This window comes from Delftia sp. HK171 (assembly GCF_001886655.1).
Classification (GTDB): Bacteria; Pseudomonadota; Gammaproteobacteria; order Burkholderiales; family Burkholderiaceae_C; genus Comamonas; species Comamonas acidovorans.
Genome location: NZ_CP018101.1, coordinates 3,709,949 through 3,723,447, shown reverse-complemented (window position 1 = coordinate 3,723,447; position 13,499 = coordinate 3,709,949). Strand labels below are relative to the sequence as shown.

The window sequence follows — 13,499 nt, the reverse complement described above, 5'->3', positions numbered from 1 at the left end:
CGTGGATGCCGCCCCCAACAAGGACACCGGCAGCGCTGCCACAGGCCGGCCGCTGCTGGAAAGAAAGCCGCTGCTGCGTGCCACCTCGCCCCAACTGAAGGAACTGCGCCAGCTGCGCATTGCCGTCGTCCACCCCGACGACGCGGACGGCCGACTGCTGGCCCAGCAGCTGCAGCGCATAGGCTGCCAGGTCCAGGCCATCTGGCCGCCCCAGCCCAGCCTGCCCGAGGGCACGGACGTGGTCTTCCTGGCCGTGCGCCCCGATCACCTGCAGTTGAACTACGCCTGGACACAGGGTGAGGGAGATAGCCCGCCCACCGCCATCGCCGTGGTCAACTACGAGAACCCCACCATCGTCTCCGCCGTGCTGGAGCTGCAGGTGCAAGCCATCCTGCCCTCGCCCATCCGCTCCTTCGGCCTGCTGTCCACATTGGTGCTGGCGCGCAGAAACCACAAGGAATCACGCCAGCAGCAGCAGCGCATCGCCAAGCTCCAGGCCAAGCTGCTGGGCCAGCGCCGCGTGGCCGAAGCCAAGGCCATCCTCATGCAAACCCACCAGATCAACGAAGACCAGGCCTACGACATGATCCGCGCCCAGGCCATGAGCCGGCGCAGCTCGGTGGAGGAGATTGCCCAGGCCATCGTCCATGCGAGCGAAATACTGTCGCTGGGCAAGGGCGTGGGCAGGTAAATCACGCAGGACTCCTGCCGCCAGCAGCCATGGCTTGACCCCGGGGAACCAGGGTCCTCTTTTTTTGAACGCACGCAGCGTGTGAAGAAAAAAATGGCTCCCGATGCGGAGCACGCAGGGCTTGTGAATACTTTGATCAATAGTTACCCACCAAACCGCCCACATATGTGAATGTCACTCTCGTTCGATGAGAATCTGATAATGGATTATCAACATCAATTACTTTGTCAAATTTTGCATCGATTGCAAAATCGGACGACTCTCAGATTAGCATTTCACCCTTAAGCATTGACGTGTTGGGCGTCAACAATAAACCATAGTATCGCGAGGCATAAAATGATAGAAGGCGGATGGTGGAAAGCCTATACCAAAAATGGCCGGTATATAGGACTGATTGAAGGAGATGAATTCATAGTCGGAGACAAGAGAATTTTATACAGAATAAGCAACAGCAAACTATATTCCACAGAAGTACCACCTTCACATATAGCTGACATATCAGAAAAACAAGCGATTACATCCAACGGTGAAATTCTGCTGAAGTTCTTCAAGACAAGCAGAGAGCGAAAACCATTAACAACTTGATCAAACCCATACCAAATAAATTACAAAATCTCGAAAATCATCAAACAGCCGAGGCCATGGTACGAATCGGCAATTTCCGGCCAAGATCAACACGCAATTGCATTCTGCGTATCAAATCTGTCGTCAAAACTCGACCTGCCGTAAGCAATACCAACCCTTCCCTCGATACGAAGTCTTGAGCCAAAATCATTCCTGGCCGGAGCTCCGAACAGGGAACATAAAGAGGGACTGGGTCGGCAACGGGGATTGCCTGTATCAAAATCTGCAAGAAAGCATCGACAACCTCTGGATCAAATTGTGTTCCTCTGCCATGCGAAATGAGGGTTCTTGCCTCTGCACAATTTAGGGGCTTGCTGCTTAAATGCCCTATCATCAGGTCATCGTAAAAATCAGCAACCGCTATTATCCGAGCTCCTATTGGAATATCCTTCCCTTTCAGGCCATCAGGGAAACCTGCCCCGTCGAATCGCTCATGGTGGGACCTGACGAGAGTAGCGACCGGGTGCGCATCGTCTATCGGCAGAAGCAACTGTTCTCCCAAGCTGCTGTGATTCCTATATTTTTCCAGCTCTTCATGACTCAAGCTTGGGACGGGCTTGTTCAACATCCCATCGGCAAGAGTAATATGGGCAATATCATGAATGAGCGCAGCAACAAAAGAATTCTGCTGATCTTCTTCGCTTAGCTGCATGATATTTGCGGTTCGACGGGTCAGGTCCGCAACGCGTCTAGAATGCCCTGCAAGCAGCCCGCCCCGCCACTCAAGAAGATTGGAAAACATCCGAATAGCTGCGACGAAATTCTTTTTAAGCTTCCTATGCGCCTCCAACAGTTCGTCGTCGTGCACATGGGCAGTAAGCTCAACAGTTGCATTTAACTCTGCCAGCTCCTTCGTCAGCGCTTTATTTTTTTGATCCAGACGAATAGTCTCATGGCGTGTAATTTTCTGATCGTTTAATTGATCAATAGCATCCAAAAATTGCTCACTATTCCAAGGTTTTACTATGTGACGGTACAAACCCATCAAACGACCAATGCCTTTCGGAATCACAGTTCTGCCGTATTCCGAAAGAAAAATCACAAACAGGTCAGGGAACTGTCCAACAATGCGCTCCAACCACTGCCCGCCATCCTTGTCAAGTACATGCGTATTGCATATCAACAAGTCAATTCGTCCACCAGAAAAATCCGCCAATGCTTCTGGCGAACTTGCTGCCATCCGCAGATCATATCCAGCCTGACCAAGCAACAGGTTTAACCCTGCAAAGTCCTCCACCTCCGGGTCAATCAACAATGCCTGCAACCGCGATTGCTGTGCAAATGATTCTTGTTTCTCTTCAGCATTCATTTGGCATGCCTCCAATTGCATTATTCGATGCATCGATCAATGAGTCTCAAGAATATGACATCGAAATGCGTTGGTGGAGATAGAAATTCTTTACTAGCATCAAGCAAATGAAGATCAAATTCATTCGAATACTTTCATCCACTTACATGTAGCTACCACCACCAACCTCGCGCAATGGATGATTTTTGCGTCAGTGATGCCACTCGCTTGGAAGGCCGAGCCGGATGCACGCATCGCGGAAATGATGGAAACAGAAAAAGCCGGTGCGGTGGAAGAGGTTCGCGCCCTAGTTCATGAATGCCAGTTGACCGAGCAGAACGTGTTCCCTGCCAGCGGCTCCAAGGCGAAGAGCTTCGTGGCCATGCCCAGATTCCGCGCCCCCCCGAGACAGGTGCTACCCGGATCGGCCGCAGCAAGCCGCCGAACTGGATCAACGGCAAGAACGGCATGCAATTCCTGATCGAAAAAGCCAAAAGTTAGGCGGCGTGCAGCCGATACACCAAGCAAGGAGGTGCGCGCCAAGTCTAGGCGGCGCCTCAAGCCCCCGGGGTGCGTGCGCGCCAGGGGCTTTTTCTTTGGAGCTTGACCCTTACGAACTGCACCGTGAGCTTGGAGGCCTAGAGGTCAGCTAGCGAGCCGCCTGCCCGCTTGTGTGCGGTGATCATTCCCATTGAGTGCTCAGAGTTGAACAAACAGGAAAACGGGGTTGAATGGCGAAGAGTCAGGCAACGACGACGCAGCAAAAAACCCCAATCAGATCAATGACAAACGTAGAAAATCAAGCACCTGCCAGCATGTGGCGCATGTCCGTTGCGCCCATGATGGACTGGATTGATTTTAAAAAAAATCATCATCTGACAGCAACTTAGGGGAATATTCTCACCCTTCTGTAGCAACTATGCAGCATTGCTCGCTCAGTTGCGCTTCTAGTTGTGCGTAGATCCGGCGGTCTGAATGTACCGACCGATGAGGGGGCAGACCTGCCAAGCTCTGAAGCCTTTGAGCAGAAAGGCGTATCGCCCAATCGGGGAGTACTACCTACTCATCAAGCTGCGACCAACGGATTAAAAGTCCGATCCACCGAAAAAGACACAAGAAAAAAATCCTTCCACATCAACCACTTGCACCGATAGCCACGCTTCTGTTGTTTTCGAAATCATGCCTTTTTTACCCAATTTCAGCCTACTTTGGGCAGGTTTTGGTCATAGCGCGGCGCCTCATCATCAATGCTGCACTTCACATTGTCAGCCCACCCTGGGCAGCCTCTGCGATGCGAGCGCCTTGGCCTCAGGACTTGTGGCGAAAGTCACATGTACGCAAGCTGAGTCGTGGAGTGGAAGTAGCACTCTTGAACAGACAGCTCACTCAAGCAGCGTGCAAATCGATGACTCAACATTCGCCGATTTTCTCGGCTGCAGAGGCATACCCGCGGATTTGATATAGCACAATAGGCACACACACCAGCAACACAGGAAATTATGTCAAGGCTGCTTTACCACGCTCCTGATACGCAGGATCAAGAATCGCCCTTTGATCGTGCCATCGTGCAGGTCATCAGAGATCAGGACGTAAAGATCGTTAGCCCTTACATCAGCCTCGAGTACCTACAGCGAATAATTCATATGGCCCGCTCTTGGCGTTTGGTGTCAGATGTACTTGAGTGGCTTTCAGCGACACCTAGACGCGAGCGAGATTTGGTCTACGACTTCCTTGCAAAACATGATGGCCTTATACACCACTACCCCGCCATCCATGCCAAGACCGTGCTCAGCGGTGTAGCCGCATATACGGGCTCCGCTAACCTTACCCATGCAGGGGTGCTGCGTCGCACAGAATTCGGAGTCCTGTTAACTGATCTTCTGCAAGTCCAGGAGATTCATGATTGGTTCGATGCAATCTGGCTGCAGACATCTCCTCCCCCGCTGCACAGCGTGGTGAAGTTGATAGCCGAACTCAACAGCATTACCAATCAGTCCATACTAAACACTTCTACACGCCCAGCTCAGATAGACTCCACCGCCCGTCGTGTACGTGCACGTCTTGTAAATGTTCTCGGTCACAAGCCCATCTCTATTAAACTACGCCGGGAAATGCAAGACACAAAGACAACGCGTGCATTTCCCCCCCTCGCGGCCGAACTGCTGATACCAGCCAAACCTAATAAATCCACAGAGCCAATTCAATATGACAAAACACCTGTTGTTCATAATATAGTTTTGGTCCCCTCCCATGCAATTGCACCGTCCATACCCGCCCCGGCACTGAACATCCGGGTTCATTCTGACGCTCCACAACTGGCACCCGCTTGGCCACACATGGCAGCACCGCCAGCATTCGACATCGAGAGCGAGATAAAATTCTTCGTTGATAGGAATGCTGACACTGGTTTTACTTTCATCCAAGCCCATACTGCAATGCGCAGTCTAGCTAGGGGCTTGCGGATGCGTGAAACCTACCTAGCCTTGCTTGAATGGTGTGCTTCACATCCCAGATCCATATTTTCCGAAGATGCTGTCCATAGACTGGTATACATCAACGGTCGCTTTATCCAAAGTAAAGAAGCTGAACTGCAACGTGCTCTGGAGCCCATGGATCGCCTAGTTTCACGGATTTTAGACACTCTATCTTTCAACGGACCTACACAGTGGTCGAGCGATCAAGTCCGCCAGAGCACGCCCCCTGCAGTCTTCAAAAAGGTTGTGTCAGGCATGGTGCACGCTGGCTTCGTTCATACCACTGGCGGCCTGCGCCTCATCCCTACCGCGAACTGGAGTCAACGCCTGAAACTGCTGAAGCTCGCGTATAGGAGCTGGAGTGCACGAATTGGTGCATACGAGGTGGACCTAGCGAGACAGCGTGCTCTGGGGAAGCAATCAGCCCCAGGCTCCACCGGCCAAAAGTACTCAAAGAGAGATACCCTAGTGGTTGAGGCCGTCACCATAAACCAAATTCCGGACGGACAAGAAACGCCATCTGATACCAAAGTGGAGCGATTAGCACAGTTTGACAAGGTTTTCGCTCATTTAGCGTGGCTCTATGTCACAAAGGGCGAGATCATAGAATCGAAAATGGATAGTTTAGTCATTGATTTGATGGACGTATCAAAACTAAGACCATCTGAGATTAAACTATTAATTTCTGGCACCTACACTCTTCTGCGCAGTCCCTTTGCGGTCATGCAGACGAGCTGTAAGAACAAGTTGAGAATATATCACGATCTTCTCGATAATACGCATCTTCACGAATATCCGAATACGCGGCAGATAATCGAGAAATCAACAACACTGAGAGACCTTACGATTTCACCAAAGCCGTTGCATTTACCTCTACTCGATGAGACCGACAAGCTTCAATTAACAGCAAAGCGTGTCAAGCGTATAACACATTCGCAAGCCGACGATGCGTACGCACTGATCTGTGAGTACATTTACGAGCACTTTGATCTTCAACAGTTACCGATGAGTAGGAGAAGCATTCTCCGTTTGCTTTCAAACACTGGGATAGATCCAGACGTGATCAATAAATTGCTATTTGCATCAAGAGAAACCCGACTTAACCTCTTTACTCTCATCCACTACGGGACAGACAGCATTTTTCTTCGTCTAAATCATATTAAACTTGCTGCATTCCCAACCACAAAGCACTATCTCGAGACACAGGTCTGGGCAAAAAAATCATTTCACTATTGGTTACCAAGCCAGACATCTGAAACTAACGCCTTAAAAAATCATGGAATTTCAACACTCGTAAAGTTAAAAAACAAAGCCAGTGAACGAGACAAGATTTACGCGCTAATACTTCGAAAAGTGGTCAATTCCATACCATCAAATTCTAGATTCAAGACTTACAGTGATCTAATAAATGCATTAAATGTCAATACAGCACATCATTTCACCATAGGGTATTTACTCGGTATCATGCAGGCGCCCAAATCGCCGCTACTAACCTTCAGAAAGGATGAAGTTGGCTGCTACCTAAAACTCGAACCCGACGCTTTACCTTTATATCAAAAATGTTATAAATTCATCAAACAAATGTTTGATGGAGAGATCAAGAGCCACCCATGGCTACTGAACCAGAGCAATTCCCCTTGGATTAGTTCATTGTTCGGCATTTCGATTAAATCCGAACAATCCACCTCAACGGCGCAGCCCATACAAATCAAAGGTAAATCACTATCCCTAAACAAGCTCACTTTTGATAAAAACATCTTATCAACCGCAGCTTCAACATCAACAGCAATTTCTCGCGAAACACTCCCTCCTATGGTATGGAAGGACAAGACATACCTCAAACTCGATACCATTTTCACAGATATTGCGCAACTATTTTCCACTTACGGAAACCCCATCAAGAACTCCGTCACTGATGACAATGGAGAACTAGTGCAATTGATGGCTCTGAAAAAGTATGAATTAGCCAATAATGTCCGCAATAATGCGCAAGAAGTTATTCAACCAGTCCTATCTCTGCGTATACAACATATATCAAACACTGAAATTGAGCTAGTCATTTATAAAAGCTACCGAGAATATAAGGATAATTTCCCGAAGCTACAGCGTCTCCTTTACGTCACAAAGCTCAAACTTCGTGAAGTATGAAGTTTTATATAATTTTCTCCATCGCAATCAATAAATAATACCAATATCAAAGATCTATTCATTATCAATAGATACCAGCTCGAAAAACTACGATGTAAACTCCAAAATATTTATCAAGTAAAAGACATCTTTTAGATCACAATCCGAATGTTTTACTGAGAAAGATATTTACGAGTAGGTAGCAGCAGTAAAAAATCGATCGTTTGCTTTTTATTACTCCTTACGTACATAACTAAGCATATTCTGAACGCCCCGGTTCAACTGTCGCATTGACAGCTCAATTTCCAGATTGATGGCCTTGATTTGGTCGCGCTTGTCAGGGGAATCCCCAGCCTGCACCGTCCGGCGGAACTTGCGGAGGTCAGAGATCTTCTTGTCCAGCGCTTTCGCTGCGCCATGAGCCCTGGCCAGAGGTACATCAGCCAGAACCGAATCGGCGTCCTCGCCCCGCCGTACCCGGGCTTTGAACTCGTTCTCGCTGATGTTGATCCGCTTGAGGTTCTCGTAGTAGGCGTTGCTCTGGCCGTTGGCGCCGCGTGTGTTGCGCGACATGCGGCCGCCCGTGTTGACGCCGGCACGCGCCTGGTCGATGTACAGCTCATCGGTGTAGAAGCGCTGGCCTTCTTCCTTGCCTTCCAGCACATCGTCGCCTTCGACAGGCGCCACGCGCAGCTCGGCCAGCAGGTCATAGCTGATCAGGTCGCCGGCTTCGGATTCCAGATCCGTCAGCAGTTGGAGAGGGGTCTTGGCGCCCTGGCCCACGGCCGCGAAACGCTTGCCGAAGTACGAGGCCTGCGACACATCGAGTGCCAGGTTGCCGGAAAAGCGCTTGACGGCGCGGGGGCTGTTCACGCCCACCACTGTTTTGCCCATAGGAGTGCTCCTGTGTGGTAGCGAGCACTCCAGCGCCCCGGTTGAAAAATGTTCCAGCCCTCAAGATGGCAGGCTTGGTACGGGCCGCAGCGCGGCCGGTGTCTTTTTGACGGTGGTTTCAGGGGCTGCCAGAACGACCATTCGCGCGGCCTGCCCCTTCTTGTATTCCAGCTGGATGCGGGCGCCGCCCACCTCCAACACATCGCCCATGCGCAGCTCAACGAAGATGCGGCGCGCGTCGGGGGTAGAGGAAGTGGGCGGCATGCCGGCGGTGTCAGCCCAGGCGGTTGTAGCGATCACGCTTTTCCTCGGACATGGCGGCCAGCGCGCGCTCATAGGCAAGGCCCTCCAGCTTGTCCAGCTCGGCGAACTCGTCGCTCACGGGATCGGCATCGCCCGCGCCGCCGGGCACGTCGGCCAGGTTGGTGACCACGGCCGAGGCGTCAGGCTTGCGCCGCACGTCCGCCGGCTTCTTTGTCGTGGCAATGCCATGCAGGGCCACCACGCAGCGGTGCCCTTCCTCCAGGAACCAGCGCATGGGCTTGTGCTCGTTTCCGGGCGCCGCGCCCAGCGCGCGCACCATGGCATCCAGGTCTGCCTGCTTGGCCGCGTCCTTGCGGTAGTCCACGATGCCCAGTTCTGCGCTCTTGGCCGCTTCCTCGAAGAAGCCGTTGATGGTGGCCGTCCAGGCCTGGTGCGTGGACTGCTGCTGCATCTCGGCCGACACCGTGGCGCGCGTCTTCATGTCGCGCAGCTGGTCGCGCTCGTCCTGCAGGCGGTCCAGTTCCGCGTCCAGTTAGGTCTGCTCCAGCTCGCCCTCGTTGAACTTGGCGCGGGCGGCGGCCACGGCATCCTTGTTGGCCTTCACTTGGGCGTCGTAGTCGGCGGGCAGCTCTGCATGGTAGCCGCCGGCCTGCTGCGCAGTCTGCGGATTCGGTGCCGGTGCGTCGGTCGGCTGCGTGGCATCGGTGGGTTCTGCGGGCGCTGCAGCGGGCGCAGCGGTGGTTTCAGTGGGCTCGGTGGGCGTGCTGGGCTCGGGCTTGCCCTTGCCCGCGTCAGCCGCGTCGTCGTCGCCCTCTTCTTCCTCTTGCGCATCGAGGGGGCCGCGACCCAGGGCAGCCAGCGCTGCAGCGTTGTCTTCCTCGGGGTCGTAGTCGTTGTCGTCGGCTTCCATGGCCTCACGCTCGGCGTCGGACAGGAGGCGCAGGTTGTCGTCGTTCAAGCTCATGTGCGTCCTTACGTGGTTTGAATCACGGCAGGTTGGCAGGCTTGGTACGAGTGGGGAACATGGTGAAAAAACCGCCGACAACCATCCTTACCCAACGACGCCGGCTATTTGTACAGAGAAATCAGTGATAGAAAAATATACTTTTTATTACTAAAATCACTGAGCGCTACTCTAGCCATTGACAGCAACGAGTGCATTCAAGCTATGTTTTTTCGTGACTTAATCGCAATAATTGAGAAGAATTTCTCAATAGTAAAAGCATTCTTCCAAATCTAAAACCAGGTAATTAGCTATGGCCTACATGATAAAAATTCCGCAAAAAATACGGCTCGTACCTTGGTTTCTTCGAGCGATCGCCGTTTTTTTCTTGCAATTGTTCATGTTGGCAGCTTCGTCCCATGCGGCGGCGCCAGTTATCACCAACCCCGTCACAGGAAGCACGCTACCGACCATCGCCGTAGGACAGTCCATGAGCATCACCATATCGTCCATAGGGGGCACAATGCCTTTGGACATGTGGGTAGAGTGTGACGCAGAGGATCCAAGCTATGACGGAGTGACGCCTTGCCTCCCGCCAGGACTCATACTGGACCCTTCGCCAGGCTCGGCGACCACGCTCTTGCATGGCACCCCCACCACAGCCGGCGCGTATACCTTCAGCATCACTCTGAATGACGGCCACAACGACGGTGGTGTAGCCACGTATCACCTGTTGGTCACCAGTTCCGCTGTGCCCACGCTGACGAACGTCGCCCCCAACAGCGGCAGCACCGCCGGCAGCACCTCGGTCACGCTCACCGGTAACAATCTGACGGGCGCCACTGCAGTCAGCTTCGGAGGTACAGCTGCCTTGGGCTACACCGTCAACAACGCCACCACAATTACGGCCACCACGCCAGCCCATGCGGCAGGCGCTGTGAATGTTGCGGTCATTACGCCTGGCGGTTCGGCCACTCTTACCAATGGATATACCTACAACGTGCCAGCGCCTGTTGCAGGGGCAGTGAGCGCCACGGTCGCAGCAAACAGCAGCGCCAACCCCATCACACTGAGCCTCAGTGGCGGCACCGCCACCAGCGTGGCAGTCGCCAGCGCAGCCAGCCACGGCACTGCCACGGCCAGCGGAACCAGCATCACTTACACACCCACGGCGGGCTACTCAGGCCCGGACAGCTTCACCTATTCCGCCACCAATGCCAGCGGCACCTCCAGCCCGGCCACAGTGTCCATCACGGTCAGTGCCCCGACCGTTGCCATAGCCCCGGCCAGCCTGCCCAACGGCTTCGTCAATTTCCCCTACAACGCCACCGTTTCGGCATCAGGGGGGACCGCGCCCTACACCTATGCCATTACCGCTGGAAGTCTTGTTCCCGGACTGGCCCTGAATACCTCCACCGGATTGATCAGCGGCACGCCCTTCGCCAGTGACACCGCCAACCTGACCATTACCGCCACAGATGCCAACAGTGCCACGGGATCAAAAGCCTACACATTCGTGATCGCTCCCCAGGCGCCTGTCGCTGGACCAGTAAGCGCCACAGTAGCCGCCAACAGCAGTTCCAACCCCATCACGCTGAATCTCAGCGGCGGCGCTGCTGCCAGTGTGGCGGTCGCAAGCGCGGCCAGCCACGGCACTGCCACGGCCAGCGGGACCAGCATCACTTACACACCCACGGCAGGCTACTCAGGCCCGGACAGCTTCACCTATTCCGCCACCAATGCCACAGGTACATCCAGCCCGGCCACGGTATCCATCACCGTCAGCGCTCCGACAATTGCGCTAACTCCTACCAGCCTGCCCATCGGCACAACCGGCTCAAGCTACAGCACCACCTTGTCTGCCTCCGGTGGCATGGCGCCCTACTCCTACACCATTACCGCCGGCACTCTTCCCATCGGGTTGAGCCTGATCGTCTCTACTGGAGTGATCAGCGGCACGCCCTCCTCCAGTGGTACCTCCAACCTGACCATCACGGCCACAGATGCCAACAGCGCTACGGGATCAAGAGCCTACACATTTGCAATCAATGCCCAAGCGCCCGTCGCCGGCGCCGTCAGCGCCACGGTTGCTGCCAACAGCAGTGCCAACCCCATCACATTGAACCTTAGCGGCGGCGCCGCCACTAGCGTGGCCATCGCCAGCGCAGCCAGCCACGGCACTGCCACGGCCAGCGGGACCAGCATCACTTACACACCGACAACCGGTTACTCAGGCCCGGACAGCTTCACCTACACCGCCACCAATACCAGCGGCACATCCAGCCCGGCCACGGTATCCATCACCGTCAGTGCCCCGACTTTGGCGGTAGCGCCGGCTTCCCTGAACGCGGGGCTCCAAGGGACTACATATAGCGCGACGGTCAGCGCGTCGGGTGGCACCGCTCCCTACAGCTACACCATCAGCTCAGGCAGCCTTCCAGCAGGTATGTCCCTCAATACATCGACGGGCACCATCAGCGGAACCCCTTCCTCCAGCGGCACCAGCAGCTTTACAGTGACGGCCACGGATGCCAACGGCGCCACAGGCTCACGGGCCTATTCAGTAGCTGTGACAGCACCGGTCGCCGAAACCGTACCGCTGCCCGGCAACGCAGGCAGTGCGTCCGTACTGGTCACCAGCACCCAGGCGGGTTGCACGGTGTCCCCCGGAACCCTTCGCATCAGTGCGTCGGGCATTCCCAGTGCACCGGCGAATGCATCCTTCCCAGTGGGTGCGCTGTTCTTCAGTACCACCGGCTGCGCAGGCGCCAAGCTCCAGGTGCAAGTGGACTACCCGGCCGGCAGCCTGGCGGGGTTGACGATGCAAAAATATGGCCCCCACGGCCAGCCGCCCATGCAGGTCGGCTGGTTCACGCCGCCGGACCTGGCTGTCAATGGCAATTCGGTGAGCTACAGCGTCACGGATGACGGTGAGGGCGACAACGAGACCACTGTCCCGGGCATGATCACGGATCCTTTCGCACCCATGCTGCTGGCGGCACCTGCAGCTTCGCATGCAATTCCCACGATTTCTGAGTGGGGCCTCATCGTGTTGTCGGCGCTGATGTCAATTTTCGGACTTGCAAGAATGCGGCGACGACAAGTCTGAAACACAAGCCACCTAAGGGTGGCTTTTCCTTTTGCCCGCCCGCGCGCTCGTCCAACGCGACGTGTTGGGCCAGGAATCACTCATCAGGGCTGCATCAGTTGCATGCCCATCAGCCTTTGCCGCCATAACCGACTCCAGGCCCGCGCGCTCCAGCACCTCCACCTCGCGGCCCATGTCCTCCAGGATCTGCTGGGCCGTCTGCCCGGTCTTGAAGTCGCCGTGGGCGCCGTCGTGCGGCAGGAAGTCCGTGCCCCAGCGGTACGGCAGCTTCTCCATCTGCTCCACGTACCATTCCAGCGTCTTCTGGTTGTCCTGCATGAAGTTGATGACGCGGAAATCCATGGCCGTGCGCTGCACGAAGGCGATGGCCCTGTTGTCGGCCCAGCCCAGGTCCCAGACCGTGTGCACGGGCAGCTTGGGGTTTTACGGCACCATGCACACGCGTTCGTCGTTGTACAGGCGCTCCACCTCCTTCGCATAGATCGCGCCAGCCAACGTGGGCTTGGGGCGGCCCTCCCAGACGTTCCAGTAGGTGTGCGGGTCGCGCTTGAAGTGCCGGCGGCGCTCTTTCTCCAGCACCTCCGGAAACCAGGGGTTGTCGCGCCAGTTGATTTCGCACAGCCAGGTGTCGCTGTCGGCGGCCTCGATGAACCGGGCATAGGTGGCGTCCGTGGCCAGGTCCGGGTTCAGCGTGAGCCAGATTTCCGAGCCAGGCCGGCGGATGGTCGGCACCAGCACCTCCCAGCTGCGCGCGCTGACGCTCTGGGCCTCTTCCACCCACACGATGTCGATGGCCTCATAGGATTTGATCGAGTCCACCGTGTGGCTCTGCAGGCCCGCAAACAGTTGGCGCCGCGTATCTCCGTGTCCAGCACCTCGTAGAAGCCGCCCAAGCCCAAGGCCGCGACCTGATCGGACAGCAGGCGGTGCACCGAGTCGCGCATGGACTTCTGGATCTCGCGCGCGCACAGGATACGCATGGGGCGGTTGCTGCCCATCACCAGCAGGGCCATGGCCACAGACCAGGACTTGGCCCCGCGCCCGCCGTACATGACCTTGAAGCGCTTCGGCTGGAACAGGCCGGG

10 protein-coding genes and 1 pseudogene are annotated in these 13,499 nt (G+C 55.1%); 3 read left to right on the top strand and 8 right to left on the bottom strand.

Annotation, left to right across the window (positions count from 1 at the left end; all coding sequences use genetic code 11):
- Position 1: 1 nt before the first annotated feature.
- Positions 2 to 691 carry an ANTAR domain-containing response regulator gene (locus BO996_RS16760; RefSeq protein WP_071955761.1) on the top strand — a complete coding sequence of 230 codons (690 nt, stop codon included), beginning with the start codon at positions 2 to 4 and terminating at the stop codon, positions 689 to 691.
- Between the two features lie 625 nt (positions 692 to 1,316).
- Here the strand turns inward: BO996_RS16760 and BO996_RS16755 are convergent.
- On the bottom strand, positions 1,317 to 2,624 hold the full coding sequence (locus BO996_RS16755) for an HD domain-containing phosphohydrolase (protein WP_071955759.1): 1,308 nt from the start codon (positions 2,622 to 2,624) through the stop codon (positions 1,317 to 1,319).
- 1,478 nt (positions 2,625 to 4,102) lie between these two features.
- On the opposite strand from BO996_RS16755, the gene BO996_RS29155 reads away from it, so the two are divergent.
- Positions 4,103 to 7,225 carry a phospholipase D-like domain-containing protein gene (locus BO996_RS29155; RefSeq protein WP_071955757.1) on the top strand — a complete coding sequence of 1,041 codons (3,123 nt, stop codon included), beginning with the start codon at positions 4,103 to 4,105 and terminating at the stop codon, positions 7,223 to 7,225.
- 213 nt (positions 7,226 to 7,438) lie between these two features.
- Here BO996_RS29155 and BO996_RS29765 read toward each other — a convergent pair whose 3' ends face one another.
- The 4 genes from BO996_RS29765 to BO996_RS29755 are packed head-to-tail and all read right to left on the bottom strand — an operon-like array spanning position 7,439 to position 9,326.
- Positions 7,439 to 8,098 (bottom strand): phage capsid family protein, encoded by a 660-nt coding sequence (locus tag BO996_RS29765; protein ID WP_013802531.1) that lies wholly within the window; start codon positions 8,096 to 8,098, stop codon positions 7,439 to 7,441.
- A gap of 60 nt (positions 8,099 to 8,158) precedes the next feature.
- The gene (locus tag BO996_RS16735) at positions 8,159 to 8,398 is read right to left on the bottom strand and encodes a hypothetical protein (protein WP_228676760.1); all 240 of its coding nucleotides are present in this window, start codon (positions 8,396 to 8,398) and stop codon (positions 8,159 to 8,161) included.
- Positions 8,373 to 8,843 (bottom strand): hypothetical protein, encoded by a 471-nt coding sequence (locus BO996_RS29760; RefSeq protein ID WP_013802533.1) that lies wholly within the window; start codon positions 8,841 to 8,843, stop codon positions 8,373 to 8,375. The genes BO996_RS16735 and BO996_RS29760 overlap by 26 nt, the downstream gene beginning before the upstream one ends.
- A gap of 51 nt (positions 8,844 to 8,894) precedes the next feature.
- Complete coding sequence (locus BO996_RS29755) at positions 8,895 to 9,326, bottom strand: hypothetical protein (protein WP_013802534.1); 432 nt, start codon at positions 9,324 to 9,326, stop codon at positions 8,895 to 8,897.
- A 292-nt stretch (positions 9,327 to 9,618) separates the two neighbouring features.
- Here BO996_RS29755 and BO996_RS16725 point away from each other — a divergent pair, with 292 nt between their 5' ends.
- Positions 9,619 to 12,414: an IPTL-CTERM sorting domain-containing protein gene (locus BO996_RS16725; protein WP_232240344.1), complete on the top strand. Its 2,796-nt coding sequence runs from the start codon at positions 9,619 to 9,621 to the stop codon at positions 12,412 to 12,414.
- A 12-nt stretch (positions 12,415 to 12,426) separates the two neighbouring features.
- Here BO996_RS16725 and BO996_RS29750 read toward each other — a convergent pair whose 3' ends face one another.
- The 3 genes and pseudogenes from BO996_RS29750 to BO996_RS29950 form a co-directional block, all read right to left on the bottom strand.
- Positions 12,427 to 12,822: a hypothetical protein gene (locus BO996_RS29750; RefSeq protein WP_232240343.1), complete on the bottom strand. Its 396-nt coding sequence runs from the start codon at positions 12,820 to 12,822 to the stop codon at positions 12,427 to 12,429.
- Between the two features lie 15 nt (positions 12,823 to 12,837).
- Positions 12,838 to 13,233: a phage terminase large subunit gene (locus tag BO996_RS29745; RefSeq protein ID WP_269667634.1), complete on the bottom strand. Its 396-nt coding sequence runs from the start codon at positions 13,231 to 13,233 to the stop codon at positions 12,838 to 12,840.
- 98 nt (positions 13,234 to 13,331) lie between these two features.
- Positions 13,332 to 13,427: pseudogene (locus tag BO996_RS29950) on the bottom strand (hypothetical protein); the annotation flags it as partial.
- Positions 13,428 to 13,499 lie beyond the last annotated feature (72 nt).